This window comes from Massilia sp. CMS3.1 (assembly GCF_051262535.1).
GTDB lineage: Bacteria > Pseudomonadota > Gammaproteobacteria > Burkholderiales > Burkholderiaceae_D > Telluria.
The window spans coordinates 104,122-130,723 of record NZ_JBIMES010000009.1 but is presented as its reverse complement, the minus strand read 5'-3'; the positions used below and the strand labels follow the sequence as shown (position 1 = coordinate 130,723).

At 62.0% G+C, this 26,602-nt stretch carries 24 protein-coding genes; 5 read left to right on the top strand and 19 right to left on the bottom strand.

The window, feature by feature from the left end; genetic code table 11:
• Window positions 1-6 precede the first annotated feature (6 nt).
• The 15 genes from ACHAC9_RS15920 to ACHAC9_RS15850 form a co-directional block, all read right to left on the bottom strand.
• Window positions 7-774, bottom strand: a complete 768-nt coding sequence (locus ACHAC9_RS15920; protein ID WP_435761082.1) for an ABC transporter permease — start codon at window positions 772-774, stop codon at window positions 7-9.
• The gene (locus ACHAC9_RS15915; RefSeq protein WP_435761080.1) at window positions 771-1,691 is read right to left on the bottom strand and encodes an ABC transporter ATP-binding protein; all 921 of its coding nucleotides are present in this window, start codon (window positions 1,689-1,691) and stop codon (window positions 771-773) included. The genes ACHAC9_RS15920 and ACHAC9_RS15915 overlap by 4 nt, the downstream gene beginning before the upstream one ends.
• Before the next feature lie 186 nt (window positions 1,692-1,877).
• Window positions 1,878-2,153, bottom strand: a complete 276-nt coding sequence (locus ACHAC9_RS15910) for an STAS domain-containing protein (protein WP_435761078.1) — start codon at window positions 2,151-2,153, stop codon at window positions 1,878-1,880.
• A 2-nt stretch (window positions 2,154-2,155) separates the two neighbouring features.
• Window positions 2,156-2,803 (bottom strand): MlaC/ttg2D family ABC transporter substrate-binding protein, encoded by a 648-nt coding sequence (locus ACHAC9_RS15905; protein ID WP_435761076.1) that lies wholly within the window; start codon window positions 2,801-2,803, stop codon window positions 2,156-2,158.
• 74 nt (window positions 2,804-2,877) lie between these two features.
• A complete protein-coding gene (locus ACHAC9_RS15900; protein WP_435761074.1) occupies window positions 2,878-3,678 on the bottom strand; it encodes an MlaA family lipoprotein in 801 nt (266 codons plus the stop codon).
• A complete protein-coding gene (gene mlaD / locus ACHAC9_RS15895; protein WP_435761072.1) occupies window positions 3,675-4,148 on the bottom strand; it encodes an outer membrane lipid asymmetry maintenance protein MlaD in 474 nt (157 codons plus the stop codon). The genes ACHAC9_RS15900 and mlaD overlap by 4 nt, the downstream gene beginning before the upstream one ends.
• 48 nt (window positions 4,149-4,196) lie before the next feature.
• The gene (mlaE, locus tag ACHAC9_RS15890; protein ID WP_435761070.1) at window positions 4,197-4,979 is read right to left on the bottom strand and encodes a lipid asymmetry maintenance ABC transporter permease subunit MlaE; all 783 of its coding nucleotides are present in this window, start codon (window positions 4,977-4,979) and stop codon (window positions 4,197-4,199) included.
• Window positions 4,976-5,779, bottom strand: a complete 804-nt coding sequence (locus tag ACHAC9_RS15885) for an ABC transporter ATP-binding protein (RefSeq protein WP_435761068.1) — start codon at window positions 5,777-5,779, stop codon at window positions 4,976-4,978. Before ACHAC9_RS15885 ends, mlaE begins: the two co-directional genes overlap by 4 nt.
• Window positions 5,780-6,041: 262 nt before the next feature.
• Window positions 6,042-7,505, bottom strand: coding sequence for a glutamate synthase subunit beta (locus ACHAC9_RS15880; protein WP_435761066.1), 1,464 nt, complete (start codon window positions 7,503-7,505; stop codon window positions 6,042-6,044).
• A gap of 131 nt (window positions 7,506-7,636) precedes the next feature.
• A complete protein-coding gene (locus ACHAC9_RS15875; RefSeq protein ID WP_435761064.1) occupies window positions 7,637-12,358 on the bottom strand; it encodes a glutamate synthase-related protein in 4,722 nt (1,573 codons plus the stop codon).
• 134 nt (window positions 12,359-12,492) lie between these two features.
• Window positions 12,493-13,188, bottom strand: coding sequence for a transposase (locus tag ACHAC9_RS15870; RefSeq protein WP_435761062.1), 696 nt, complete (start codon window positions 13,186-13,188; stop codon window positions 12,493-12,495).
• A gap of 153 nt (window positions 13,189-13,341) precedes the next feature.
• A complete protein-coding gene (locus ACHAC9_RS15865; RefSeq protein WP_435761060.1) occupies window positions 13,342-14,022 on the bottom strand; it encodes a response regulator transcription factor in 681 nt (226 codons plus the stop codon).
• Window positions 14,023-14,041: 19 nt separating this feature from the next.
• On the bottom strand, window positions 14,042-15,235 hold the full coding sequence (locus ACHAC9_RS15860) for an ATP-binding protein (protein ID WP_435761058.1): 1,194 nt from the start codon (window positions 15,233-15,235) through the stop codon (window positions 14,042-14,044).
• Window positions 15,232-15,426 (bottom strand): hypothetical protein, encoded by a 195-nt coding sequence (locus tag ACHAC9_RS15855; protein WP_435761056.1) that lies wholly within the window; start codon window positions 15,424-15,426, stop codon window positions 15,232-15,234. Before ACHAC9_RS15855 ends, ACHAC9_RS15860 begins: the two co-directional genes overlap by 4 nt.
• Before the next feature lie 67 nt (window positions 15,427-15,493).
• Window positions 15,494-18,610 carry a DEAD/DEAH box helicase gene (locus ACHAC9_RS15850; RefSeq protein ID WP_435761054.1) on the bottom strand — a complete coding sequence of 1,039 codons (3,117 nt, stop codon included), beginning with the start codon at window positions 18,608-18,610 and terminating at the stop codon, window positions 15,494-15,496.
• Between the two features lie 237 nt (window positions 18,611-18,847).
• On the opposite strand from ACHAC9_RS15850, the gene ACHAC9_RS15845 reads away from it, so the two are divergent.
• Window positions 18,848-21,202 (top strand): Tex family protein, encoded by a 2,355-nt coding sequence (locus ACHAC9_RS15845; RefSeq protein ID WP_435761052.1) that lies wholly within the window; start codon window positions 18,848-18,850, stop codon window positions 21,200-21,202.
• A gap of 58 nt (window positions 21,203-21,260) precedes the next feature.
• Here ACHAC9_RS15845 and ACHAC9_RS15840 read toward each other — a convergent pair whose 3' ends face one another.
• Window positions 21,261-21,569 carry a hypothetical protein gene (locus ACHAC9_RS15840; protein WP_435761050.1) on the bottom strand — a complete coding sequence of 103 codons (309 nt, stop codon included), beginning with the start codon at window positions 21,567-21,569 and terminating at the stop codon, window positions 21,261-21,263.
• A 156-nt stretch (window positions 21,570-21,725) separates the two neighbouring features.
• Here ACHAC9_RS15840 and grxD point away from each other — a divergent pair, with 156 nt between their 5' ends.
• Together grxD and ACHAC9_RS15830 are read left to right on the top strand one after the other, a co-directional pair.
• On the top strand, window positions 21,726-22,043 hold the full coding sequence (gene grxD / locus ACHAC9_RS15835; protein WP_435761048.1) for a Grx4 family monothiol glutaredoxin: 318 nt from the start codon (window positions 21,726-21,728) through the stop codon (window positions 22,041-22,043).
• On the top strand, window positions 22,036-22,623 hold the full coding sequence (locus ACHAC9_RS15830; RefSeq protein WP_435761046.1) for a UbiX family flavin prenyltransferase: 588 nt from the start codon (window positions 22,036-22,038) through the stop codon (window positions 22,621-22,623). The genes grxD and ACHAC9_RS15830 overlap by 8 nt, the downstream gene beginning before the upstream one ends.
• A gap of 14 nt (window positions 22,624-22,637) precedes the next feature.
• Here ACHAC9_RS15830 and ACHAC9_RS15825 read toward each other — a convergent pair whose 3' ends face one another.
• The 3 genes from ACHAC9_RS15825 to ACHAC9_RS15815 form a co-directional block, all read right to left on the bottom strand.
• Complete coding sequence (locus tag ACHAC9_RS15825; protein WP_435761044.1) at window positions 22,638-22,811, bottom strand: hypothetical protein; 174 nt, start codon at window positions 22,809-22,811, stop codon at window positions 22,638-22,640.
• 114 nt (window positions 22,812-22,925) lie between these two features.
• A complete protein-coding gene (locus ACHAC9_RS15820; RefSeq protein WP_435761042.1) occupies window positions 22,926-23,339 on the bottom strand; it encodes a hypothetical protein in 414 nt (137 codons plus the stop codon).
• Between the two features lie 284 nt (window positions 23,340-23,623).
• Entirely contained in the window at window positions 23,624-24,676 is a 1,053-nt protein-coding gene (locus tag ACHAC9_RS15815) for an MBL fold metallo-hydrolase (RefSeq protein WP_435761040.1), read from the bottom strand.
• A 120-nt stretch (window positions 24,677-24,796) separates the two neighbouring features.
• Here ACHAC9_RS15815 and ACHAC9_RS15810 point away from each other — a divergent pair, with 120 nt between their 5' ends.
• On the top strand, window positions 24,797-25,207 hold the full coding sequence (locus ACHAC9_RS15810; RefSeq protein WP_435761038.1) for a MerR family transcriptional regulator: 411 nt from the start codon (window positions 24,797-24,799) through the stop codon (window positions 25,205-25,207).
• 118 nt (window positions 25,208-25,325) lie between these two features.
• Window positions 25,326-26,522, top strand: a complete 1,197-nt coding sequence (locus tag ACHAC9_RS15805) for an isovaleryl-CoA dehydrogenase (RefSeq protein WP_435761036.1) — start codon at window positions 25,326-25,328, stop codon at window positions 26,520-26,522.
• Window positions 26,523-26,602: the final 80 nt, after the last annotated feature.

Genomic DNA, 26,602 nt, shown 5'->3' with positions numbered 1-26,602 from the left:
AAGGTTTCAATGACGCAGTTTATAGCCGCCGCGCAGCAGGTTGATCGCCACTGCCGCGAGTACCGCGAAAAAAGCGGAAACGATGGCAAGGCTGGTCCACGGCGAGATATCGGACTGGCCGAAGAAGCCGTGGCGGAACCCGTCAATCATATAAAAGAACGGGTTGAAATGCGAGACCGCCTGCCAGAACGCGGGCAAGGAGTGGATCGAGTAGAACACACCGGCCAGGAAGGTGGCCGGCATGATCAGGAAATTCTGGAACGCGGCGAGCTGGTCGAATTTATCGGCCCAGATACCGGCGATCACGCCCAGCGTGCCCAGAATGGCCGCGCCCAGCAATGCGAAGACGATGATCCACAGGGGCGCCGCGAATGACAGGTGCGCAAACCAGGCGGTGATGGCGAACACGCCGGCACCGACCACCACGCCGCGCACGACCGAGGCCGCCACATACGCGAGCAGGATTTCCCAGTGCGACAGCGGCGGCAGCAGGATGAACACCAGGTTGCCGGTGATCTTCGACTGGATCAGCGACGAGGACGCATTCGCAAATGCGTTCTGCAACACGCTCATCATCACCAGGCCGGGCACCAGGAAGGCGGTGTACGACACGCCCGGATACACCTCGACCCGGCCCTCCAGCACGTGGCCGAAGATCAGCAAGTACAGCATCGCGGTGAGGATGGGCGCAGCGATGGTTTGCGTCGCGACCTTCCAGAAGCGCAGCATCTCTTTATAGAACAGGGTGCGGAAACCGACAGAAACGACACTCACAGCGCGCCCTTTTCCATGATCTGGATAAAAATGTCTTCGAGGTCGGCCTGCTGCAGCTGCATCTCGTCGATGACCGCGCCACTCTCGCGCAGGCGCGCCAGGATCGGTTCGACTTCGGCGTATTCGTTGACGCGCAGGCTGTATTTGTTGCCGTTGCCATTGCCGTGCTCGTCGTGCGAGACCAGGTGGCGCAGATTCTGCGGCAACGCTCCGCTTTTCAGGTGCACGATCAATTGCGAGCCGGACACGCGGCGCAGCAGCGCGCTCATCGTGTCGAGCGCGACAACTTCGCCGGATTTGAGCATCGCCACGCGCTCGCACATGGCTTGCGCTTCTTCCAGGTAGTGGGTGGTGAGCACGACCGTGTGGCCGCCTTCGCGGTTCAGGCACGAAATAAACTTCCACAGGGTCTGGCGCAGTTCGACGTCGACCCCGGCGGTTGGTTCATCGAGCACGATGACCGGCGGTTTATGGACCAGCGCCTGCGCGACCAGCACGCGCCGCTTCATGCCGCCGGACAGGGCGCGCATGTTGACGTCGGCTTTGTTCGTCAGGTCGAGGTTGTCCATGACCTCGTCGATCCACTTGTCGTTGTTCTTGATGCCAAAATATCCCGACTGCAGGCGCAAGGTTTCGCGCACCGTGAAGAACGGGTCGAACACGAGTTCCTGCGGCACCACGCCGAGTTTTTTTCTCGCTTCGCGGAAATCGGTCACGACGTCGTGGCCGTGAATCTTGACGCTGCCAACATCGGGCCGGATCAGGCCGGCGATGGTGGAAATCAGGGTCGTCTTGCCGGCGCCGTTCGGCCCAAGCAGGCCGAAGAACTCGCCCTGTTCGATCGTCAGGGAAACGCCCTTCAAAGCCTTGAAGGCCTTGTAGCTTTTCTCGACGCTGTTAATCTGGATCGCTGTCATTGTTCTTCGAAGTGGCCGCGGCACAGGCGTGCGCAAACCGGGCGGGGAAACGACCCATTATAGGGGAAATCGGGAATACAAGAGCCTGGCGGCATTGGGAGGGTCAGTGCCCGCGCGCGATGGCGGTGCGCTGATGGCGCTACCGGAAAACGCGGATGGCGGCGTACGATGTGCCGCCGTGACGACCTACGAGCGCGCCAGCACCCCATCGAGCCCGTACAAATGCGCCAACGCATCAATATTCGGCGGCACATTGACGAACGTGAGTTTCTGCCCCGCGTCATGTGCGCGGCGCTGCCAGGCCAACAGCAAGGCGACGCCGGACGAATCGGCGGCGCGTACGCCGCCCAGGTCGAACACGGTCTCGCCGGCCCGGATCGCGGCGCAGCCCTGCTCCAGCGCCGCTTGCGCGGTGTCGAAGGTCAGGGCGTCGAGCGACAGCATCGTATTTGCTTCGGCCATGCTTACTTCGGGGCCTTCAGCGGCTTGCTCGCCAGCTGGCGGTTGCGATCGGCCAGTTTGGTGATCAGGCCGTCGACGCCGGACTTGTTGATCTCGGCGGCGAAGGTGCCTTTATAGGTCTCGACCAGCCACGCGCCCAGCACGTTGATGTCGTAGATCTTCCAGCCGCCGTCACCCTTCGACAGGCGGTAGTTGATGGTGATCGGCTCGCCGCGAGCGACGTTCACCTGCGAACGCACTTCGACGTCGGTGTCGGCGGCTTCAGCGCGCATCGGCTTGAACTCGACCGTTTCGTTCTTGATCTGCGACAGCGCGCCAGAATACGTGTAGACGAGCAGCGTGCGGAATTCTTCCGACAAGCGCTTTTGCTGTTCCGGGGTGGCCTGGCGCCAGAAGCGGCCGGCCGCCAGGGCGGTCATTTTTTCGGCATCGACGTGCGGCAGGATCTTCGAATTGACCAGTTCCATGACGCGGTTGCGGTTGCCGGCCTGGATATCCTTGTCGGCTTTCACGCTGTCGATGACGTCGGCGCTGATGCGTTTCACCAGCACATCCGGCGCTTCATTGGTTGCCGGGGCAGGCGCTGCAATGACGCTGGTGGCGAACACGAGGGTTGCTGCGGTGGCGATGAGTTGGGCGATTGGTTTCATAAGCTCTCTTTTCTGTATTTGAGGACACAGCTTGCAGGACACTCCATGCATCGTGCGAGCTGTTTTACGAACTATTACTTCCGCTGCTTTTCCGCGTCGGCCGAGGCAGGCTCCGGCACCACTTGCGTGTTCGATGCCGGCGCGTTTGGCGTAGCCGATGCTGGCGCGTCCTCGCGCGGCGCTGATTCGCCGTCACGCACGCGGCTTTCACGGCGCTGCATGTAGCCGTCACGGATGAATTCGTAACGGTCGAGCGCGGCATCCTCCATCAGGCTCGATGCTTCCAGGATCGATGCGCGCTGGTCGATCACACGCACCCCAACGCCGATGTTGCGCGTACTTACCGGAGTCACGGTCGTCCAGGCATCGGCCCACATGTCGGCAGGCAATGCAGCGGTGTCACGCAGCGTAGATGGGCCCAACAGTGGCAACATCAAGTAGGGACCCGAAGGAACGCCCCACACGCCTAGCGTCTGACCAAAGTCTTCGTTGTGTTTCTGCAGTCCGGCTTCCGAAGCGATGTCGAGGATACCGACGATACCGAAGGTCGAATTGATGGCGAAACGCATGAAATCGGTCGCGCCCTGTTCGCCCTTGCCTTGCATCAGGTTATTCGCCGAGCTCCAGACATCTGACAAGTTACCAAAGAAATTGCTCACGCCCGTTTGCACGAAGCCCGGCAGCACCTTCTGGTAGGCCGTCGCGGCAGGCTTCAAGGCCACGCGGTCGACCGTGTCGTTCAACACGAAGGTGGCACGGTTAATCTTTTCCAGCGGGTCTTGCGGGTTGCCCGGCGTGGCGCAGCCGGCCAGGGCCGCGCAGGCGGCCAGGGCCAGTGCCAGCCTCATGTTATTACTTTTGCTATTGCTGCTCATTCGCTGCCTTCCTTTCCTTCGGCGGCCTTGCTGTAGATGAACTGATTGATCAGGTCTTCCAGCACGGTGGCCGATTGCGTACGGTTAATTCGATCGCCGTCGACGAGGTTTTTCGTGTCGCCGCCCGGTTCGATGCCAATGTATTGCTCGCCCAGCAGACCCGCGGTGAGGATCTTGAGGGACGAATCTTTCGGGAACTTGTAGTTCGGATCCAGATCAAGGCGAACCATCGCCTGATAGGTCTTGTCGTCGAAACTGATATCGCCTACCCGGCCAACCACGACACCGGCGCTCTTGACCGGCGCCTGTGGCTTCAATCCACCAATGTTGTCGAATTTGCCAGTGACGGCGTAGGTCTCGGCGAACGAGAGCGAACTCATATTGCCTGCCTGCAGTGCGAGGAACAACACAGCGGCAGCGCCCAGCAGGACAAACAGGCCGACCCAGACGTCAATGATTTTACGGTGCATAGTATTTCCTAGTATTCAGGCCGTCTGTGCGCGGCCATACGAAACGGTTTATTGGGCAAACATCAAGGCGGTCATGACGAAATCGAGTCCCAGCACCAGCAGCGAGGCGATCACGACGGTGCGTGTGGTGGCACGTGCCACGTCGGCCGGGGTCGGCTTCACGTGGTAACCCTGGAACACGGCGGTGAAGGTCACCGCGATGCCGAACACGAAACTTTTGATGACGCTGCTGACGACATCGCGGTTGACGTCGACGCCAGCCTGCATCTGCGACCAGAACGCGCCTTCGTCCAGGCTCAGCATTTTAACGGCGACCAGGTAGCTGCCCATGATGCCGACGGCCGAGAACACGGCGGCCAACACCGGCATGGCAATCACGCCACCCCAGAAACGGGGCGCCAGCACGCGCTGCACGGGATTGACGGCCATCATTTCCATGGCCGACAGCTGTTCACCGGCTTTCATCAGGCCGATTTCGGCGGTGAGCGAGGTGCCGGCGCGGCCGGCGAACAGCAAGGCGGTGACGACCGGGCCGAGTTCGCGGATCAAGGACAGGGCGACCAGGGAACCCAGCTTGTCTTCGGCGCCGAACTGGATCAGGTTGACGTAGAACTGTAGCCCCAGCACAAGACCGACGAACAGGCCGGAGACGATCGTGATCAGCAACGAATAGTTGCCAATAAAATGGATCTGCTCGGTAATGAGGGTCGGACGGCGGAACGCACCGGGCGAAAAACGCAGCAAGTTGAAAAAAGCGCGCGTGGCAAAGCCGAGGCTCTCGACCGATTCACGCGCGGTGGCGCCGGCGGACTCCATAAAACGCATGATCATCGCTTCGCTCCCAGACCCAGGTCGTCGGCCAGCGACTTACCCGGATAGTGGAAGGGCACCGGACCGTCCGGCTCGGCATTGACGAACTGTTTTACGTACGGGTCTTGCGAGACGCGCAGCTCGGCTGGCGTGCCTTCGGCGACGATCTTGCCAGCCGACATGAAATACACGTAGTCGGCGATGGCGAAGGTTTCGTTCACATCGTGCGAAACAAGAATCGATGTCGAGCCGAGCGCATCGTTCAGGCTGCGGATCAGGTTGGCGGTCAGGCCCATCGAGATCGGGTCGAGACCGGCGAACGGCTCGTCGTACATGATCAGTTCAGGGTCGAGCGCGATCGCGCGGGCCACAGCGACGCGGCGCGCCATGCCGCCGGAAATCTCGGCCGGTTTCAACTTCGAAGCATTGCGCAGGCCGACGGCGTTCAGCTTCATCATCACCAAGTTGCGGATCAGCTCTTCCGACAAGTCGGTGTGCTCGCGCAGCGGGAAGGCGACGTTATCGAAAATGGTGAGATCGGTGAACAGCGCGCCGAACTGGAACAGCATGCCCATCTTGCGGCGCAGACGGTACAGGCCGTCGGTGCGCAGCTCGTGCACAACCTCGCCGCCGACCCGCACGGCACCGCGCTGCGGACGGATCTGTCCGCCGATCAGGCGCAAGACCGTGGTCTTGCCGCAGCCGGAACCGCCCATCACGGCAATGAGCTTGCCGCGAGGGAAATCCATGCGGAGGTTCGACAGGATCTTGCGATCGCCATAGGCAAACTCGAGATCGCGTATTTCTACAAGGTTAGACACAAGGGGATAGTCGGATTGGGGAATCTCGTATTGTAGTGCAGAAACGGCAAGCTCTGCTTGGGACAGCCCCGTTTCAAACCCGGTTCCGACGCGTGCCTACAACACTACTAACCGAAAAGTCAGCTATTTAGTTCCGCAAGTCATTGTTTTTGTTGATATATGCATATATTCCAACATTGCAATTTGTTGTCTTTTATTAATATTTCCCTAAAGTAGCATGGGCTCAAGAGCGGTTCACCGCCCGGCCCACGCCAGAATAAGCTTACCGCGGCAGGACCGACGCTCCCATCAGGAACTCATCCACCGCCCTGGCACACTGGCGCCCCTCGCGGATTGCCCACACCACCAGCGACTGGCCGCGGCGCATGTCGCCGGCCACGAACACTTTCGGCGCCGAGGTCTGGTAACAAGTCTCGCCGTCGGTCGTGGCGCGCGCGTTGCCGCGCGCATCCTTTTGCACGCCGAAGGCATCGAGCACCTGCTGCACCGGCGAGACAAAGCCCATGGCCAGAAACACGAGATCGGCCTTCATCTCGAATTCGCTGTTCGGCACTTCGATCATCTTGCCGTCTTGCCACTCGACGTGGCAGGCGATCAGCTTTTCGACTTTGCCGTTCCTGCCTTCGAACCGTTTTGTGGCCACGGCAAAATCGCGTTCGCAGCCTTCCTCGTGGGAGGACGAGGTGCGCAACTTGGTCGGCCAATAGGGCCAGACGAGGGGTTTATTCTCGTGCTCGGGCGGCATCGGCATCAGTTCGAACTGGGCGACGCTTGCCGCACCGTGGCGGTTCGAGGTGCCAACGCAGTCGGAACCCGTATCGCCGCCGCCGATCACGACCACGTGCTTCGCCGTCGCCTTGATCTGGTCTTTCAATTTATCTCCGGCATTCACCCGGTTTTGCTGCGGCAGGAAATCCATCGCGAAATGCACGCCTTTTAGTTCCCGCCCCGGCACCGGCAAATCGCGCGGCTGTTCGGCGCCGCCGGCCATGACGACGGCGTCGAACTCGGCGCTTAAATCCTCGGGGAAAATCGTGTCGCGCGCCATGTTGCTGACCGCGGCCGGGAAATCCTTGCCGATCAGGACGCTGGTGCGGAAGGTCACGCCCTCCGCCTGCATCTGCTCGATGCGGCGGTCGATCAGGCCCTTCTCCATTTTAAAATCGGGGATGCCGTAACGCAGCAGGCCGCCGATGCGGTCGCTCTTCTCGAACACCGTCACAGCGTGGCCGGCGCGCGCCAGTTGCTGGGCGGCGGCCAGGCCTGCGGGGCCGGAACCGACCACCGCCACCTTCTTGCCGGTTTTCACCAACGCCGGCTGCGGCACGACATAGCCGTGTTCCCAACCGGCGTCGGCAATCTTGCGCTCGATCGACTTGATGCCGACCGGCTCGCTGTTGATGCCGAGCGTGCAGGCCGCTTCGCAGGGCGCCGGGCAGATGCGGCCGGTGACTTCGGGGAAGTTATTGGTGGAATGCAGGTTGTCGATCGCTGCGCGGTAATTATTGTGATACACCAGGTCGTTCCAGTCGGGGATCTGGTTGTTCACCGGGCAGCCCGTGTTGCAGAACGGAATGCCGCAATCCATGCAGCGCGCGCCCTGCACTTTTGCCTGGCCATCGCTCAGGGTGACGACGAATTCCTTGTAGTTCTTGACGCGTACGGCAGGGTCGACGTGACCTTCTTCCTGCCGTTCGAATTCCATGAAACCGGTGATTTTGCCCACGTTTTATTCCTTTTGCTTTCGGTGCCGGACACCGGTCGTTTTCTTAACGCAGCGCGGCTGCGCGATGGCTGCTTGAACCCGTGGACGGCAGCGCCGTCCACCCTACGAGCGGGTACGCCGCCCGGTGCTCGTTACGCAGCCAGCTCGATCTTGTCGTTCGCTTCTTCCATGCTGCTGTTGTGCATCTCTTCCAGCGCGCGCTTGTACTCGGTCGGGAAGACCTTGACGAACTTGCCGCGGCTGTTGGCCCAGTCATCGAGCAGGTTGCGCGCACGGGTGCTGCCGGTGTATTTGAAGTGGCGTTCGATCAGGCGGCGCAGGATGACTTCGTCCGATTCACGATCGGTCTCGCGGCTTTGGCTGTGCCAGCCGGAGATATCTCCCTGCTCCTTGGTCGACACCACGCGCTCGAGATTGACCATGGTCGTGTTGCAGCGCGCCTCGAACTCGTTTTTCGGATCGTAGACATAGGCCACGCCGCCCGACATGCCGGCCGCAAAATTGCGCCCGGTATCCCCGAGCACCACGACCGTGCCGCCAGTCATGTATTCGCAGCCGTGGTCGCCACAGCCTTCGACCACCGTCGTCGCACCGGAATTGCGCACCGCGAAGCGTTCGCCGGCCACGCCATTGAAAAAGGCTTCACCGGAAATCGCGCCATACAGCACGGTGTTGCCGACGATGATGTTGTCCACCGCCCAGCCGCGAAATTCCGTGTTCGGACGCACGATCACGCGGCCACCGGACAGGCCCTTGCCGACGTAGTCGTTGCCTTCTCCCACCAGGTCGAGCGTGATGCCCGCAGCCAGGAAGGCGGCCGCCGATTGCCCGGCCGTGCCCTGCAGCTGGATGTGGATGGTGTCGTCCGGCAGGCCGGCGTGGCCGTAGCGCTTGGCGACTTCGCCCGAGAGCATGGTGCCGACCGTGCGATTCACGTTGCGCACCGGAGAAATGAAGGACACGCGTTCGCCCTTTTCCAATGCCGCTTTCGCCTGCGCGATCAGTTTATGGTCGAGCGCGCGGTCGAGGCCGTGATCCTGCGCATCGGTGTGGAACAGGTTGCGCAGCGAGTCGGTCTTCGGCTGATAGAAGATGTTCGAGAAGTCGAGTCCCTGCGCCTTCCAATGGGTAATTGCGCTCGATTTATCCAGCAAATCTGCGCGGCCGATCAGTTCGTCATAGGTGCGGATGCCGAGCTGGGCCATCAATTGGCGCGCTTCTTCGGCGACAAAGAAGAAGTAATTCACGACGTGTTCCGGTTTGCCCTGGAACTTCGCCCGCAAGACCGGGTCTTGCGTCGCCACACCGACTGGACAGGTGTTCAGGTGGCATTTGCGCATCATGATGCAACCTTCGACCACCAGCGGCGCGGTCGCGAAACCGATCTCGTCCGCACCCAGCATGGCGGCGATCACGACATCGCGGCCGGTCTTCATTTGGCCGTCGGCTTGTACGCGGATGCGGCTGCGCAGTCCGTTCAGCACCAGCGTCTGCTGGGTTTCAGCCAGGCCCAGCTCCCACGGCGTGCCCGCATGTTTTACCGAGGACAAGGGAGAAGCACCGGTACCGCCATCGTGGCCGGCAACGACCACGTGGTCGGCCTTGGCTTTCGAGACGCCGGCGGCGACCGTGCCAATGCCCACTTCCGACACCAGTTTGACCGAGATCGACGCACGCGGATTCGCATTTTTCAGATCGTGGATCAGCTGCGCCAGGTCTTCGATCGAATAGATGTCGTGGTGCGGTGGCGGCGAAATCAAACCGACACCCGGCACCGAAAAGCGCAGGCTGGCAATGTATTCCGACACCTTGTGGCCCGGCAGCTGACCACCTTCTCCCGGTTTTGCGCCCTGCGCCATCTTGATCTGGATCTGGTCGGCCGAATTCAGGTACTCCGCGGTGACGCCGAAGCGGCCCGACGCGACCTGCTTGATTTTCGAGCGCAGCGAGTCGCCCTCTTCCAGCGGCAGGTCGACCGCCACCCGATCGGAACCGAGCACCGAAGCGAGCGTCTCGCCCTTGCTGATCTTGATGCCCTTGAATTCGTTCAGGTAACGGCGTGGATCTTCGCCGCCCTCGCCCGTATTGCTCTTGCCGCCGATGCGGTTCATGGCGATCGCCAGGGTGGCGTGCGCTTCCGTCGAGATCGAGCCGAGCGACATCGCGCCGGTGGCGAAACGCTTGACGATCTCTTGCGCAGGCTCGACTTCGGCGAGCGGAATCGCTTTACTCGGATCGATCTTGAACTCGAACAGGCCGCGCAGCGTCAGGTGACGGCGGCTCTGGTCGTTGATGATCTGTGCGTACTCTTTATAGGTGCTGAAATTGTTCGCACGGGTCGAGTGCTGCAGCTTGGCGATCGCATCCGGCGTCCACATATGGTCTTCGCCGCGCACGCGGAACGCGTATTCGCCACCGGTGTCCAGCGCATTGGCCAGCAGCGGGTCCGCACCGAAGGCCAGGCTGTGCAGGCGCAGCGCTTCCTCGGCCACTTCGAACAGGCCAATCCCGCCGACGGTCGACGAGGTGCCGCGGAAGTATTTATCCACCAGCGTTTTATTCAGGCCGACGGCTTCGAAGATCTGGGCGCCGCAATACGACATGTAGGTCGAGATGCCCATCTTCGACATCACCTTCATGAGGCCCTTGCCGATCGCCTTGGTGTAGTTATAGCAGGCCACATCCGGCGCCATTTCGTGTGGCAGGTGCTGGGCCAGGTCGGCCAGGGTTTCCAGCGCGAGATACGGGTGCACGGCTTCTGCGCCAAAACCTGCGAGCAGGGCAAAGTGGTGGGTTTCGCGGGCCGAGCCGGTTTCCACGACCAGGCCGGTCGAAGCACGCAGGCCGCGCATCACCAGGTGCTGGTGGATGGTCGAGGTTGCGAGCAGTGCGGGAATCGCGACGACGTCGCTCGAGATCGCGCGGTCCGAGACGACCAGGATGTTGTGGCCGGATTTCACCGCATCGACCGCTTCCGCGCACAGCGATGCCAAGGACGCTTCGATACCCTCTTTGCCCCAGGCGACCGGATAGCAGATGTTCAGTTCATACGATTTGAATTTGCCGCCGGTATGCAGGCTGATGTTGCGCAGGCGCGCCATGTCATCAAAGCCGAGCACCGGTTGCGACACTTCCAGACGCATCGGCGGATTGACGTTGTTCGTATCGAGCAGGTTCGGCTTGGGGCCGATGAAGGACACCAGCGACATCACCATGCTCTCGCGGATCGGGTCGATCGGCGGGTTCGTCACCTGGGCAAACAATTGTTTGAAATAATTATACAAAGGTTTGAGCTTGTTCGACATCACCGCCAGTGGCGAGTCGTTGCCCATCGAACCGGTCGCCTCTTCACCCAATACGGCCATCGGCGCCATCAGGAATTTCAGGTCTTCCTGGGTGTAACCAAAGGCTTGCTGGCGATCCAGCAGAGAAATAGCCGCTTTCTCGCCTTGCGCCGGAGTGTCTTTCATCCGGTTTTGCGCGAGCTGCGACTCCGACAGCTTGATTTCGTTGAGCTTGATGCGCACCGACTTGATCCACGCTTTATAGGGCTTGGCGTTCGAATAGGTGTCTTTGAGCTCCTTGTCGTCGATGATGCGGCCCGCTTCCAGGTCGATCAGGAACATCTTGCCGGGCTGCAGACGCCATTTCTTGACGATGCGCGATTCGGGAATCGGCAGCACGCCCGATTCGGAGGCCATGACGACCAGGTCGTCTTCGGTGACGACATAACGCGCCGGACGCAAGCCGTTGCGGTCCAGCGTACCGCCGATGTGGCGCCCGTCGGTGAATGCCATCGCCGCCGGGCCATCCCATGGCTCCATCATCGCCGCATGGTATTCATAGAAGGCCTTGCGGTTCTCGTCCATCGACGTATGGTTTTCCCAGGCTTCGGGAATCATCATCATCATCGCCTGGGCGATCGGATAACCGGCCATCACCAAGAGTTCCAAGGCATTGTCGAAGCAGGCGGTGTCGGACTGGCCTTCATAAATCAACGGGAACAGTTTATGAAGGTCGTCGCCCAGCACGGCCGATTTCATCATCCCTTCACGGGCGCGGGTCCAGTTGAAATTGCCTTTGACCGTGTTGATCTCGCCGTTGTGGGCGATCAGGCGGTAGGGGTGCGCCAGCGGCCACTCGGGGAAGGTATTCGTCGAGAAGCGCTGGTGCACCAGCGCCAGGGCCGAGACGCAGCGCGCATCTTGCAGGTCCTTGTAGTAGACGCCGACCTGGTCCGCCATGAGCAGGCCCTTGTAGACGATCGTGCGCGCCGACATCGACGGCACGAAGAATTCTTTGCCATGCAACAGTTTCAGGGCCTGGATCGCGTGGCCCGAAGATTTGCGGATGACGTACAGTTTGCGCTCGAGGGCGTCGGTGACCATGATGTCCGGACCGCGGCCAATAAAGATCTGGCGGATCACGGGCTCCTTGGCTTTCACGGTCGGCGACATCGGCATGGCATCGTCGACCGGTACATTGCGCCAGCCGAGTACCACCTGGCCTTCGATGCGCACGGCGCGCTCGATTTCCTGTTCACAGGCGATGCGCGAAGCGTGTTCCTTCGGCAGGAAGACCATGCCGACGCCGTATTCGCCGGGCGGCGGCAGCTCGACGCCCTGCTTTGCCATCTCGTCGCGGAAATATTGGTCGGGGATCTGGATCAGGATGCCGGCACCATCGCCCATCAAGGCATCGGCGCCGACGGCGCCCCGGTGATCCAGGTTCTTCAGGATTAACAGCCCCTGATCGATGATGGAATGGCTTTTGTTGCCTTTGATGTGGGCAATAAAACCGACGCCGCAGGCATCGTGTTCATTGGCGGGATCGTATAAACCTTGGGCAATCATGCAGGACTCTCCACAGCTTTTTCAGGGGTGAAGGTCGAGAATAGTGCAATGCAACAAAGACGGCAAGGGAAACAATAAGGGTCAGAGTCCAATTAAATTGGCCCTCCAGTACAGCCAAAATAAATAGGGACAGGTTAAATCGGTGGCGTCTTGAATGGCCGGCCGCGCTTGGCGGGCAGGATCCGACGCCCGCTCTTTTGTTCAAGCGCGCGCTTGAACGCCTGGCTGCCGAGCGGCTGGCCTTTCTGCACGGCGCCGGCGATCTGCGCCAGTTCATCCGTGCCAATGCCCTGCCCCACCAGCTCGATATACGCCGCCTCGCGCTGGAATGGCGTATTGCCCAGTCCCCAGAACAGGGCGTGGTCGGTGATCACGGCATCGGCGTGCGCGCCGGCATGGTGCCGGTAACTCGACCAGGGATAGGCAGCCGGCTCGCCCGCTTCGCCTTCGCGCACCGGCGCCAGCTCGATGAAACGGCTGCACATCATGAAGTGGCCATCGGTATCGACCACGGCCGTGCGAAAACGCCCTTCGAACAGGCCGCCGGCACGCGCGTATTTGCCGTTGTACCAGGGAACGTAGAAGCGGCCGAGCTTTTGCATCATCGCCGCCAGGCCTTCTTCCGTCTCCGGCGTGGCCAGCAGGTGCAGATGAGTGGCCAACAGTGCGTAGGCGTGGATCGCGACGCGGTAAAAGCGCGCCGATTCGCCGAGCCAGCCGAGGAAGCGTTCGTAGTCTTCCCGTTCACGGAAGATCAGCTGGCGATCGTTGCCGCGCTGGAGGATGTGGTGCGGTTGCTTGGGGAGGATGAGGCGGGGTTGGCGGGCCATGGTCGCGGGTCATGAATGCGGATGGCCTTGATTCTAGCGCAGCAGTGGGACCGTGTCCCCGGTTTCTTCGACAGCGCAAGATGTTCATTGCGACCCTGTCCCGATTTTCTTTGGCTCATTGAGGCCACTGGCCTCAATGAGCCCTGACATCCGTTACGCCAGCGTGAACCCGGCTGACAGACTATATCCCTCGCCATACGCGCTGCGCAGCGGCAATTCCTGCCCCAGCGCCGTTCTCGTCTTCTTGCGCAGGCGATAGACCAGCATGTCGACGCGCCGGCTCGCATCCGGGTCGTCGCCGCCCATGCCGGCCACGATCGTCGCGCGCGGGACGGGACGGGTGTTGATCGTCAGCAGGTGCAGGAAATTGAATTCCTTCTCGGTCAAATCGATCACCTTGCCCGCCAGCTCGAGCTGGCGCGCGCTCACGCGCAGCGTCCATTTCATCGGCGCCGGCGCCGGTTCGCTCGGCCGCACGCGCCGTCCCAGCGCTTCGATGTGGGCAGCCAGTTCCGGGAACTTGATCGGCTTCGTCAAATAATGGTCGGCGCCGAGCTGCAGGCCGAGGATGCGGTTGTCGAACGCAACGCGCCCGGTCAGCACCAGGAGGCCGATCTCGGGATACAGCTGGCGCATGCGCGGGATAACCGTAAAACCGTCTTCGTCGGGCAAGCCAAGGTCGAGCACCACGACCGCGGCGGGGGTGCGCGTCAGCGCAGCCCACATTTCGCCGGCGGAGGTGGCGATCGTGACGTCATGCTCGAGTTCACGCAGGAAATCGGCCATGTCGCCGGCGTAATCGCCGTTGTCTTCCACAATCAGTATCTGCGTCATGGGGGTGCCATCTTGTTGTTCAGGTGTTGCCAGATGGTGGCAGGGCCATTACCGGCGCCGTTGTCCCGGCCGGCGCCGGATTATCAGGGCTGGCCGCCCGGCGCGCAAGGTGCTTCGCCGCACCAGCCACCGGCAGCCAGATGCGGAACTCGGCGCCGCCGCCGGCCGGCGTCACCAGGCTCAGCACGCCGCCATGCACTTCGACGATCGAACGCGCCATGTACAGGCCCAGGCCGCTGCCCGGCATGCCGTCGGCATTGCGGCCGCGATAAAACTTGTCGAACACGCGCAGGTGCTCGTCCTGCGGCACGCCGGGGCCGTGGTCGCGCACCGCCAGTTCGATGCCGCTGGCCGCCAGGCGCCCCTGCAACACGACCGGTGAAGTTGGTGGCGAATAGGCGATCGCATTGTCGATCAATACCTTCAGCGCCAGGCGCAGGCCTTCCGGCTCGCAGCGCAAGCTTGCGGGCAGCTCGTGCGACTTGATGCTGGCCACGCGTCCCGCTGCGCGCAGTTGATCTTGGCCCTCCTCCAGCAGCACGCGCGGCGCCAGCGAGGTCGGCTGGCGTTCGCTGCCGATACCGGCCATGCGCTCGGGCGACAGGTAGTCGTCGAGCATGCCGATCAGGCGGTCGGTCGCCAGCGCGATCTTGCGGTAGCGGGCACGTGTCGGCTCGTCGGCCTGGACGCAGGTCGCCTCCAGGCGCTGGATGGCGCCGTCGATGGTCGACAAGGGTGTACGGAATTCATGGTTCAGCATGCTCGCGAAGCGCTTCTGCTCGGCTTCGCGCAGGCGCCGCGGCGACAGGTCGCGCACCAGGCCGACCAGCGCCTGCGGCTGGCCATCTTCGCCGCACAGCAAGGAAGAGATGATCTCGACCGGCACCGGATAGCCGTAGGCGCCGTAAAATTCGGCTTCGCGCACCAGGCGCAGACGGCTGCGGTCACCCGCGCGCAGGCGCCGCATACGCTCCGGCAATCCCAGGCACAGCGCCGCCAGCGGGCCATTCGCCCCGGGACCAATCCCGGCTGCCACTTCGGCCGCGGTATACCCGACCAGTTGTTCGATGGAAGGGCTGACATAGCGCAGCTGGCCGCTGGCGCAGTCGATGCTGAAGGCGATGTCGCCGCCGATTTCGGCGATGACACGGAACTGCTCGGCCAACGCCAGGCTGGCGCTAGCCGAGCAGTCGTTGCTGGCGCTGCGGTTCATCGGAACACCTTCCAATCATAGGGGAAGCTCATCGGGCCGGAACGCAAGCCACAGAAGAGTATATCGCCGCCAGTGCCACTCTGTACAGGTAGCCTTGTCGCTAATACCTGATTGAATATCTTGTATTTACAATATTGTTCAATATCTTCCACAGCGATGCCGGTTTTTTCCGAATGTTGTTCGCCGTACATGACAACTGCGGATAAACGCGAAAAAAATGCCCGCGTGAAGCGGGCATGGGGGGGCCTGCACAACATCTTACTGCTCTTCGAGCGGCGCGAAGATCGCCTGTAAATCTTCCTGCGTCAGCGCCATCTTCTGCGACTCGCCCTCCGCCAGGATCGAGTTCGCCAGTTCCGACTTTTTCTGTTGCAGCAGCTGGATCTTTTCTTCCAGCGTGCCTTTCGCAATGAGTTTGTACACGAATACCGGCTTGTCCTGCCCGATGCGCCAAGCGCGGTCGGTGGCCTGGTTTTCCGCCGCCGGGTTCCACCACGGATCGTAGTGAATGACGGTGTCGGCCGCGGTCAGGTTCAGGCCGACGCCGCCGGCCTTCAAACTGATCAGGAAGATCGGCACCGCGCCCTGCTGGAACGCGGCCACCTGCGCCGAACGGTCGCGCGTCTCGCCGGTGAGAATCGCATAGCGGATGCCGCGCGCCGTCAGTTCCTCTTCGATCAGCGCCAGCATGCTGGTGAACTGCGAGAACACGAGGATCTTGCGGCCTTCTTCCAACAAATCGTCGACCATCTGCATCAGGTCGATCAGCTTGGCGGAGATCGCCGCCGTGTTTTTCTTCGACGGCATGGTTTTCACCAGGCGCGGATCGCAGCAGACCTGGCGCAGTTTCAACAAGGCTTCCAGGATCACGATCTGGCTGCGCGCCACGCCCTTGCGGTCGATTTCCTCGCGCACTTTCTTGTCCATCGCCAGGCGCACGGTCTCGTACAAATCGCGCTGGGGGCCGGTCAGTTCGACGCGGCGCACCATCTCCGTCTTTTGCGGCAGTTCCTTGGCGACGTTGTCTTTCGTGCGGCGCAGCAGGAAGGGTCGGATGCGGCGATTTAATAACATCCGCCGCACCGGATCGTCCTGGCGCTCGATCGGATGGCGGAACTGGGTATTGAAAGCTTTTTCCTCGCCCAGCAGGCCGGGCAGCAGGAAGTGGAACTGCGACCACAATTCTCCCAGGTGGTTTTCCAGGGGCGTGCCGGTCAGGCACAGGCGGTGCTTCGCGTCCAGCGAACCGGCTGTCTGCGCCGCCTTCGAGCGGGTGTTCTTGATGTAGTGCGATTCGTCGAGGATTACCAGGTGATAGTGGTGCTCGCGCAGCTTTTCCTCGTCGCGCGGCAGCAAGGCGTAGGTGGTCAGCACGATGTCGGCCTGTTCGATCTGGTCGAACAAGTCCATGCGCTCTTTGCCCTGCAGCAGCAGCACGCGCAGGCTCGGGGTGAAGCGCGCGGCTTCTTCCTGCCAGTTGGTCATCAGGCTGGTTGGCGCAATGACGAGTGCCGGACTGGTCAGGCGGCCGGCCTCTTTCTCGGTCAGGATGTGCGCCAGCGTCTGCACCGTCTTGCCGAGACCCATGTCGTCGGCCAGGATGCCGGCCAGGTCGTATTCGCGCAGGAACTGCATCCACGACAAGCCATCGAGCTGGTAGTCGCGCAGCGTCGCTTGCAGGCCGGCGGGGGCCGCCACCTTTTTGACGGAACCGAACTGGCTGAGTTTACGGCCGGTCTCGCGCAGCTGTTCGCCGCCGAACCAGCGCATCTCGAGGCCGCGCGCGAGTTCTTCCAGCCGGCTCGCGTCGAGCGTCGACAGGCGCACGCGGTGCTTGATCTTGTCGTTGAAATACAGCTCGCCCAGCGTCGCCAGGATCGGTTTTACGCGCGACCATGGGAGGGCGACGCGCAGGCCTTCCGGCAAGGTCGCCAGCATCTGGTCGGTTTCGCCATGGGCGGCCAGCACGGCCGGATCGAAATCCATCGGCGCGTTGCGGATCATCTGCACCAGCACCGGCAGCAGCGGCACGCGCTTGCGGTTCACGACGATGCCCAGTTCCAGCTCGAACCAGGCTTTACCGGCTTCTTCCGGCTCGTCGATCTCGGCATACCAGTCCTCCACAGGCACCACGTCGTAGCGGTACTTGTTTGACTTCTGCAGGTGCCAACCGGCGTCCGACAGTGCGTCGAGGTCGCTTTCGGCAAAGCGCAGCCAGTGCGCCTGGCTCTCCAGCTGCACTGCGCCGGCCACGGCCGACAGGGGCGTGGTCGCCGGCTTTTTAAAACCCAGTTCGGCGAGTGTGTCGAGCGCCTGGCTTTCCGCCACGGTGTCGCGTTCGATGATTTCGGTGACGTCGCCGATCTGGCGCACCACGCGCTGCGACGGGTCGAACGAGACGCGCTGGCCGTCGTAATCGAACGACAGCACGGCGAAATCATGCCAGCGCTGGGTACCGGTGTCGGCCAGCGTCGCCGCGTCGAGCAGCAGGAACGGTTGCGGCTTGACATCGCTGCGCAGGCGCTGGGTGAGCGGCTGCGGTAGCGGCATCAGTTCCTGCAAGCCATGCGCCAGCAGCAGTTGCGAAACGCGTTTCTTGTCGTTGCCGGTGAGTACGGGGGCTTGTGCCACCAGCGCCTGCAATTCGGCCAGCGAGATGTCGACGCCGCCGCGGTTCAGGCTCAAAGGGCCGCAGGACAGATTATCGATATACCAGGGTGGATCGGTCGGCAGCATGTAGTCGATCAGGTCGGCGCCGGGGTGATTCGCGCCGTTCGTCGGTTCCACCGACCAGCCGAGTTTCGCCGCGCGGCCTTCGTCGCGCCAGGCGAGATTGGCTTGCCGGGTCGGCCCGCCCTGCAGCGGATAGACCAGGCCATTCGCCATGTCGGCCCAGGAATTTGCCCACAACAGTTTGCCCTGGCGCAGCAATAAATCGAGCAGGATGGCGCCCACTTTGCCCTTGGGCTCGGTCGCGCTGGTGCTTTGCGAGGAGCCGCTGCGCATCGCGATGAAGAAGCGCACCAGGTCTTCGTCTTCGCCTTCCAGGTAGGCGGGCGGCGCCGACAGTAAGGAAAACACTTCGTTCACGGGACTGGCGGCGGCGACATCACCATTCGGCCGCAGGCGCGCCTTGCACAGGCAGATGGCCACGTGGCGCCCGCCACTGGTCGGCGCCATCACATACACGAACTTGTACTGGATTGCCTTCGGATCAGGGACATCGGCGCTCAGCTTCGGTTGCGGATGCGCCGCCGCTTCGACCCGTTGCAGCCAAGTCGCTACCGGTGCGGGCAGTGCGGGCGCGCGTGCCGGCGTCGCACGCGGTGCCGGGGCATCGTCCGCGTGTTCGCGTGGGTAATCAACTGTGTGCATTGGGTCCTTGAACCTGTATGAAAAAAAACAACAAACGCCATTATCTCTCATACGGGCACTTCAGTTTTGTTCGGAATCTCACGTTGCCGAGAAATGTTTACGTTGTGAAAGACTGGCCTCCGCATCATGGCATATTGCCGGCTTTCAAAAAAGACGTTGGTGCGAATCCGCTGTCAAGACTGGCGCTTCCTTCGCATTTGCGTAACACTGCCCGCCTGACTCACGGATTTTTGCCCCATGCTGCCTTCCATCGAACAACGCCTCGCCATCGAACTGGCCGCCAAGCCGGCGCAAGTCGCCGCCGCCATCGCCCTGCTGGACGAGGGCGCCACGGTCCCCTTCATCGCGCGCTACCGCAAGGAAGCCACAGGCGGACTCGACGACATCCAGCTGCGCCTGCTGGAAGAGCGCCTGCGCTACCTGCGCGAGCTGGAAGAGCGGCGCGCGGCGATCATCGCCTCGATCACCGAACAGAACAAGATGACGCCGGAATTGCTGCAGTCGATCGCCCTGGCCGAAGACAAGACCCGCCTCGAAGATTTGTATTTGCCATATAAACAAAAGCGCCGTACCAAGGCGCAGATTGCGGTCGAAGCCGGTCTTGCGCCACTGGCCGACGATTTACTTGCCGACCCATCGCGCAATCCGGAACAAGAAGCCGCCAACTACCTGCGCGATGCGTTCAGCAATGCCGACGGCGTCAACAACCCGGGCGTGCCGGACACGAAAGCGGCGCTTGACGGCGCGCGCCAGATCCTGATGGAACGTTTTGCCGAAGACGCGACGCTGCTGCAAGCCCTGCGCGCGTATGTGGGCGAGCACGGCGTGGTCGAGTCGAAAGTGGTCGAAGGCAAACAGGACGAAGGTGAAAAGTTCGCCGATTATTTTGACTATTCCGAGCCATTGGCCAGCGTTCCGTCGCACCGGGCGCTGGCGCTGATGCGCGGCCGCCGCGAAGGCATCCTCGACGTCGTGCTGCGCTTGGACACCGAAGCGGAAAAACCAAAATGGGATGCGCCGCACAATCCCTGCGAAAGCCGCATCGCTGCCCGTTTCGGCATCAAGGGTGCGGGCCGTCCGGCCGACAAATGGCTGCTCGACACGGCGCGCTGGACCTGGCGCGTGAAAAGCTTCATGTACATCGAGACCGAATTGATGGGCGCGCTGCGCGAAAAAGCGGAACTCGACGCCATCAACGTGTTTGCACGCAATTTGAAGGCGCTGCTGCTGGCCGCGCCTGCCGGCCAGCGCGCCACCATGGGCCTCGATCCCGGCTTGCGCACCGGCGTCAAAGTGGCCGTGGTCGACGCCACCGGCAAGGTCCTCGACACCGCCACCATCTACCCGCACCAGCCACGTAATGACTGGGACGGTTCCCTGCATGTGCTCGGCCAGTTGGCGGCGAAACACCATGTCTCCCTGATCTCGATCGGCAACGGCACCGCCTCGCGCGAGACGGATAAACTGGCGCAGGATCTGATCAAGGCGAAACCGGAACTGACACTGACGAAAATTGTCGTCTCCGAAGCCGGTGCGTCCGTGTATTCAGCGTCCGAATTCGCTTCGCGCGAACTGCCCGACATGGACGTGTCGATCCGCGGCGCTGTCTCGATTGCGCGCCGCCTGCAGGATCCGCTGGCCGAACTCGTGAAAATCGATCCGAAGTCGATCGGCGTCGGCCAGTACCAGCACGACGTGTCGCAGACCCAGCTCGCGCGCTCGCTCGACGCCGTGGTCGAGGATTGCGTGAATGCGGTCGGTGTCGACGTGAACACGGCCTCGGCGCCGCTGCTGGCGCGGGTGTCCGGCCTGTCGTCAAGTGTCGCCCAGAGCATCGTCAGCTACCGCGACATGAAGGGCGCGTTCGCCTCGCGCGCGGCCTTGAAGGCCGTGCCGCGCCTGGGAGAGAAGACCTTCGAGCAGGCCGCCGGCTTCTTGCGCGTGATGGGCGGCGAGAATCCGCTGGATGCTTCGGCGGTGCACCCGGAATCCTATCCGGTGGTGCAAAAGATCCTGGCCGACGTCAAACGCGACATGAAGGCGCTGGTCGGCGACAGCGCCCTGATCAAGACCTTGAATCCGGCCAGGTATGCGGACGAAAAATTCGGCGTGCCGACCGTGACCGACATTTTAAAAGAGCTGGAAAAGCCGGGGCGCGACCCGCGGCCGGAGTTCACGACCGCCACGTTCAAGGAAGGCGTCGAGGAGATCAGCGACCTGCGCCCGGACATGATCCTGGAAGGCGTCGTCACCAACGTGGCGGCCTTCGGCGCCTTTGTCGACATCGGCGTGCACCAGGATGGGCTGGTGCACATCTCGGCCCTCTCGACTACCTTCGTCAAGGATCCGCACACGGTGGTGAAGGCGGGCCAGGTCGTCAAAGTCAAAGTGCTGGAAGTCGATCCGAAGCGTAAGCGCATTGCGCTGACGATGCGCCTGACGGATTCGGCGCCGCAGCCGGGTGCGCAGCCGCAGCAACGTGGCGACCGCGATGACCGCAAGCGCGTGGCCCAGCATGGGCGCCAGGAACGCCCGGGCGATAAGGATACGGGCGGTGTGATGGCGGCGGCGTTTGCCAAGCTGCGCAAGTAAGCCGTGATCTGCGCAGTTTGACGCGCAGGGCGCACAGGCGCAGGTGTTGATTGCCGATTCAACTAAAAAACTGCGCCATCTCCGGCACGCGTTTGACCAGCACGCCGAACACATACAGCGCCAAACAGGCCAGCCCGATGCGGTTCATGCTGGCCCGCGACATCGCCGCCTGGCCGGTCTTGCTGATGTGGAGCGCGTCGCGCAGCAGCACGGCCGCATAGATCGTCAACGCCAGGCCGGTGATGACGACACCGGCGCCATCGCGCGTGATGCCGCTGACGATGTCATAGATGCCGATAAAGCCAAGCACGGCAACCAGCACGAAATTGAAACCCGCCGAAGGCGCGGCGTTGGGGCGTTGTTGCATGAACGGTTCCTGAATAGTTGGTACGAGAGAAACCGGGCGATCATACCGCATTCGCAGGCCTCTCCAGCCGCGCAAGCGGGCGCTTGCACACTGCACCGCCGCGGTCGATTTCTTATAGAATGGCGCCATCCCCCATTTCCCACCGAAGGCAAGCACATGAGCGACGTACAAACCTGGATCAAAGACACCGTGACCAACACCCCGGTCGTGCTGTTCATGAAGGGCACCGCGCAATTTCCGCAATGCGGCTTCTCCGGCCGCGCCATCCAGATCCTGAAAGCCTGCGGCGTCGATAACATCGCCACCGTCAACGTGCTGGAAGATCCGGAAGTGCGCCAGGGCATCAAGGATTACTCGAACTGGCCAACCGTGCCGCAGCTGTACGTGAATGGCGAGTTCATCGGCGGCACCGACATCATGAACGAGATGTACGCGTCGGGCGAACTGCAGGCGATGTTCCCGAAAAATGCCTGACCAACGTCCGCGGCGGATCGTCGTCGGCATCACCGGCGCGACCGGCGCGGTCTATGGCGTGCGCCTGCTGGAACGGCTGGGCGCCGTCCCGGGCGTCGAGACCCACCTTGTGGTTTCCGACGCGGCCTCCCTGACCCTGCATCAGGAAGTCGGGATGCAAAGGCGCGAGGTCGAGGCCCTGGCCCACGTCGTCCATAAACATCGCGAAATTGGTGCGTCGATTGCCAGCGGCTCGTTCCAGACCGATGGCATGGTGATTGCGCCCTGCTCGATGAAGACGCTCGCCGCTGTGGCCCACGGCCTGGCGGATAACCTGGTCGCACGCGCGGCCGACGTCATTTTGAAAGAACGGCGGCGCCTGGTGCTGATGGTGCGCGAAACGCCGTTGAACCTGGCGCATCTGCGAAATATGACGGCGGTGACGGAGATGGGCGGAATTATTTTCCCGCCGCTGCCGAGCTTTTATCATCGTCCGGCCAGTATCGAGGAGATGGTCGACCACACACTCGACCGGGTACTGGATTTGCTCGACATCGAGAATGCCGCCGCGCCCCGCTGGTCCGGCATGCGTAGCACTTAGAACGGCAATTGCGCTCAGCGCTTCATCATGTAGTCGCCGTCGCCGGCCTTTTTCAATTCCCTTGCTTCTTCCAGCATTCGGCGCTGAGCGATGCGCTTGCGCAGCACCTCCGCATGGCGCGCGGCCGTCATCGGCGGCGCGGTCATGAGTTCTTTGAGCTGGGCAGTGTTCATGTAATTGCTTTTCATTGGCGCACATCCTCGGCTGTGAGAAATCGATTATGCGCCAGTCCAGACAATTTGTACTGCCTGACTCGGAAGAAAATTTGTAAGCGGAAACGCCTTCGTGAAGAAGGCGCCGGCTTACTTGAGGGGGGGTTGGTGGTTCAACCGTACTAGCATACGGATGAACTCGCGTGCCAGTTGCCGGTGGTGCTCGTCGAGGCGCTGCAGGTCGGCGATCAACTTGACGTCGGCCGATTCGAAGCGCGCGCTGGCGCCACCCTCGGCTTGCGTACCCGGGGTTTCGGAACCGCCGAAGCGCAGCCAGTCGGCAGGCACGCCCAGCCATTGGGCGATCATGCGCAACTTTTCCTGGGTCGGAATGGCTTCGCCAACCAGCCATTTGCGGGCCGCATGCACCGTGATGGGACGGCCTTCGAAGCGAATGTTAAATTCGCGCGCCAGGCGGGTCGGGCTGTCCGGTGAGTAATGTGCGTTTTTCAGCGCTTGCTGGAGACGCTCACTAAAGCTCTCCCGTTCGTTCGTGGAATTCATGATGGCACTATTTTCATGCTCGACTACAAACGTCAGTGGATGGGCTGTCATCCCATTTGTGACATTCATCAGGTCGATGACTTAACAAAGAAGTGGAAATTGAAGAGATTTTCCGCGCGTTAGGCGAATCATGCCATAGAATTTCCGAAATGCATGAATGTATCTTGCTCGTGTACGTACGGAAATAAATTTGTTTCGCGTGCGCGACACGCGTGTTCGGCCGATGGCCGTTGTACAGGATGCGGGTGGGCAGGACGCCCCAGGCGGATCCGGCGAAGAATCGTTCAGGTCAGGTGGAAACGGATGATTCCATCGACGCCAGTTACACGTCTTAACATACCATCATTCCAAAGTTTGTGCAGGTGTGCGAGTGCCTCGCCCAGTGCAAAGCTGAGCTGGTGCGCGTCCAGCTGGCGCCGGAACATGATGGGCACGATGTCCATCGCGCTGACCGGCAGCCGGCACGCCTGTTCCACCTCGGCCAGACGCGCCACGTGGTGCTCGCGCAGCTGAGCGATGCGGGTATGCAGGCCGCGGAACGGTTTGCCGTGCGAGGGCAGCACCAGCACGTCGTCCGGGAGCTGTGCGAACTTGTCGAGCGAATCGAGGTATTGCTGCAGCGGGTTGCCTTCGGGTTCGACGGCAAACACGGAAACGTTCGTTGAAATGCGCGGCAAGACCATGTCGCCCGAGATCAGGACATTGCGTTCCTCCGAATACAGCGCCGCATGTTCCGGCGAGTGGCCAAAGCCGGTCATGACGCGCCAGCGCGCATTCCCGATCGGGACCAGTTGCTTGTCCTGCAGCCGGGTATAGGCGGCGGGCACGCTCGGCACCAGCGATGGATAGTAATTGCGGCGGCTGCGCATCTGCTCGAGCATGGCCGGGTCCACTAAGCCGTGGCGTTCGAAATGGGGAATCGCGGAAGGGCCATCGACGCCCGGCAAGGCGGCCGCCATCATGCGCGCAAAGCCGAATTCGCCGGTCGTCGTCCAGAACGGCGCGCTAAAACGGTCGCATAACCAGCCGGACAGGCCGACATGATCCGGGTGGCAATGGGTCGCCAGCACGCGCAGCACGGGTTCGCCTCCCATGGGACCTTCCAACACCTGTTCCCAATTGGCGCGGGTAGCGTCGTTTGCCACGCCGCAATCAATGACGGTGTATCCACTGCGCCCTTCCCGCTCGTCCTTCAATAGCCACAGGTTGATATGGTCGAGCGCAAACGGCAGCCCCATGCGCAGCCACCCCACCCCTGGCGCCACCTCGCGCACGCTGCCAGGGGCAGGCAATTCATCGGCGAAGGGATAAACGAGCTGGGATTCGAGCGGATTCATGTTCGACAATCTTTCGTAGTGATGCTATGCGGGCGCGCTACAATGTGTTCGACGTTGACGTTGACGTAAACGGAAAACATTCTAAGCGATTCTCCGCTCTGCCACTTTCAGCCGCATTTCATGCCCACGACCTACACCATCGCCGAACTGGCGCGCGAATTCGACATCACCGCGCGTGCGATCCGTTTTTACGAAGACCAGGGATTATTGCGCCCGAGCCGCGCAGGCGTGGGCGGACGCAACCGGGTCTACACGCCGCGCGACCGTACGCGCCTGAAACTGACGCTGCGCGGCAAGCGCCTTGGCCTGACGCTGTCGGAAATCAAGAGCATCGTCGACATGTACGAATCCCCCAAAGACACGGTGGCGCAGATCGACCGCTTCCTCGGCGTGCTGTCGCACCAGCGCGAAACGCTCGAGCAGCAACGCGCCGACATCGAGATGGCGCTCGAGGAAATTTCCGCGCACGAAGAAGAATGCCGGCGCCTGCTGGCCGAGAGCACGCCGCCAGGCGCCAGCCAGGCCGCCTGATTGCCGGGGAAGCTGGCCGGCTTCTGCTAGCCGCTACTTGACGTTTACGTTAACGTCACACACGAGTATCATGCAAAGTGCCCATCTACACTGCCAACCCGTTCACCGAGAGGACGACATGCTGCATCTTCCAGGCTTGACCTTTGACCATGGCGAAGACATCGCCGCGCTGCGCGAAGCAGTCCAACAGTTTGCGGCAGCTGAAATCGCGCCGCGCGCCGCAGAGCTCGACCGCACCGACCAGTTCCCGATGGACCTGTGGCGCAAGATGGGCGAACTCGGCGTGCTCGGCATTACCGTCAGCGAGGAATACGGCGGCGCCAACATGGGCTACCTGGCCCATATCGTGGCGATGGAAGAAATCTCGCGCGCGTCGGCCTCGGTCGGCCTGTCCTACGGCGCCCACTCGAACCTGTGCGTGAATCAAATTAAACGCAACGGCAGCGAAGAACAAAAACGCAAATACCTGCCGAAACTGATCTCGGGCGAGCACATCGGCGCACTGGCGATGTCCGAGCCGAACGCCGGTTCCGACGTGGTCAGCATGAAGCTGCGCGCCGACCTGAAGTCCGGTTCGGGTAGCGACCATTACGTCCTGAACGGCAACAAGATGTGGATCACCAACGGTCCGGATGCCGACACCCTGGTGGTCTACGCCAAGACCGACCTGGAAGCCGGCCCGCGCGGCATGACCGCCTTCCTGATCGAAAAGGGTTACAAGGGCTTCTCGATCGCGCAAAAGCTCGACAAGCTCGGCATGCGCGGCTCGCACACCGGCGAACTGGTGTTCCAGGATTGCGAAGTCCCGGTCGAAAACGTGCTGGGCGGCGTCGGCAAGGGCGTCAATGTCCTGATGTCGGGCCTCGATTTCGAGCGCACCGTGCTGTCGGGCGGGCCGCTCGGCATCATGGCTGCCTGCATGGATTCGGTCGTGCCCTACATCCACGAGCGCAAGCAGTTCGGCCAGGCGATCGGCGAATTCCAGCTCATGCAAGGTAAAGTGGCCGACATGTACTCGACCATGATGGCTTGCCGCGCCTATGTGTACGCCGTCGGCCAGGCCTGCGACCGCGCGACCAACGCAGCGGCGATTCGCGCCCTGCGCAAGGACGCTGCCGGCGCCATCCTGTACAGCGCCGAAAAGGCGACCTGGATGGCCGGCGAAGCGATCCAGACCCTGGGCGGGAATGGGTATATCAACGAGTATCCGGTCGGCCGCCTGTGGCGCGATGCCAAGCTGTACGAGATTGGCGCGGGCACCAGCGAGATTCGCCGCATGCTGATCGGGCGTGAGTTGTTTGGCGAGACGATGTAATCGTCGCCGGGAACGCGGCATCGACCGTCCGTTGGGCTTCATCCCCAGCGGACGCCCAACATCCCATCGTTGCATTGCAA

Bases quoted from the DNA above. Each gene is read 5' to 3' on its own strand.
- ACHAC9_RS15860 (WP_435761058.1), bottom strand. From the start codon at position 15,235: ATGAACCGCAGCGCCAGCAACGACTGCTCGGCTAGCGCCAGCCTGGCG.
- ACHAC9_RS15900 (WP_435761074.1), bottom strand. From the start codon at position 3,678: ATGAGCAGCAATAGCAAAAGTAATAACATGAGGCTGGCACTGGCCCTG.
- ACHAC9_RS15830 (WP_435761046.1), top strand. From the start codon at position 22,036: ATGCCTGACCAACGTCCGCGGCGGATCGTCGTCGGCATCACCGGCGCG.
- ACHAC9_RS15845 (WP_435761052.1), top strand. From the start codon at position 18,848: ATGCTGCCTTCCATCGAACAACGCCTCGCCATCGAACTGGCCGCCAAG.
- ACHAC9_RS15915 (WP_435761080.1), bottom strand. From the start codon at position 1,691: ATGACAGCGATCCAGATTAACAGCGTCGAGAAAAGCTACAAGGCCTTC.
- ACHAC9_RS15805 (WP_435761036.1), top strand. From the start codon at position 25,326: ATGCTGCATCTTCCAGGCTTGACCTTTGACCATGGCGAAGACATCGCC.
- ACHAC9_RS15855 (WP_435761056.1), bottom strand. From the start codon at position 15,426: ATGTACGGCGAACAACATTCGGAAAAAACCGGCATCGCTGTGGAAGAT.
- ACHAC9_RS15850 (WP_435761054.1), bottom strand. From the start codon at position 18,610: ATGCACACAGTTGATTACCCACGCGAACACGCGGACGATGCCCCGGCA.
- ACHAC9_RS15865 (WP_435761060.1), bottom strand. From the start codon at position 14,022: ATGACGCAGATACTGATTGTGGAAGACAACGGCGATTACGCCGGCGAC.
- ACHAC9_RS15810 (WP_435761038.1), top strand. From the start codon at position 24,797: ATGCCCACGACCTACACCATCGCCGAACTGGCGCGCGAATTCGACATC.
- ACHAC9_RS15905 (WP_435761076.1), bottom strand. From the start codon at position 2,803: ATGAAACCAATCGCCCAACTCATCGCCACCGCAGCAACCCTCGTGTTC.
- mlaE (WP_435761070.1), bottom strand. From the start codon at position 4,979: ATGATCATGCGTTTTATGGAGTCCGCCGGCGCCACCGCGCGTGAATCG.
- ACHAC9_RS15825 (WP_435761044.1), bottom strand. From the start codon at position 22,811: ATGAAAAGCAATTACATGAACACTGCCCAGCTCAAAGAACTCATGACC.
- grxD (WP_435761048.1), top strand. From the start codon at position 21,726: ATGAGCGACGTACAAACCTGGATCAAAGACACCGTGACCAACACCCCG.
- ACHAC9_RS15820 (WP_435761042.1), bottom strand. From the start codon at position 23,339: ATGAATTCCACGAACGAACGGGAGAGCTTTAGTGAGCGTCTCCAGCAA.
- ACHAC9_RS15870 (WP_435761062.1), bottom strand. From the start codon at position 13,188: ATGGCCCGCCAACCCCGCCTCATCCTCCCCAAGCAACCGCACCACATC.
- mlaD (WP_435761072.1), bottom strand. From the start codon at position 4,148: ATGCACCGTAAAATCATTGACGTCTGGGTCGGCCTGTTTGTCCTGCTG.
- ACHAC9_RS15910 (WP_435761078.1), bottom strand. From the start codon at position 2,153: ATGGCCGAAGCAAATACGATGCTGTCGCTCGACGCCCTGACCTTCGAC.
- ACHAC9_RS15815 (WP_435761040.1), bottom strand. From the start codon at position 24,676: ATGAATCCGCTCGAATCCCAGCTCGTTTATCCCTTCGCCGATGAATTG.
- ACHAC9_RS15875 (WP_435761064.1), bottom strand. From the start codon at position 12,358: ATGATTGCCCAAGGTTTATACGATCCCGCCAATGAACACGATGCCTGC.
- ACHAC9_RS15840 (WP_435761050.1), bottom strand. From the start codon at position 21,569: ATGCAACAACGCCCCAACGCCGCGCCTTCGGCGGGTTTCAATTTCGTG.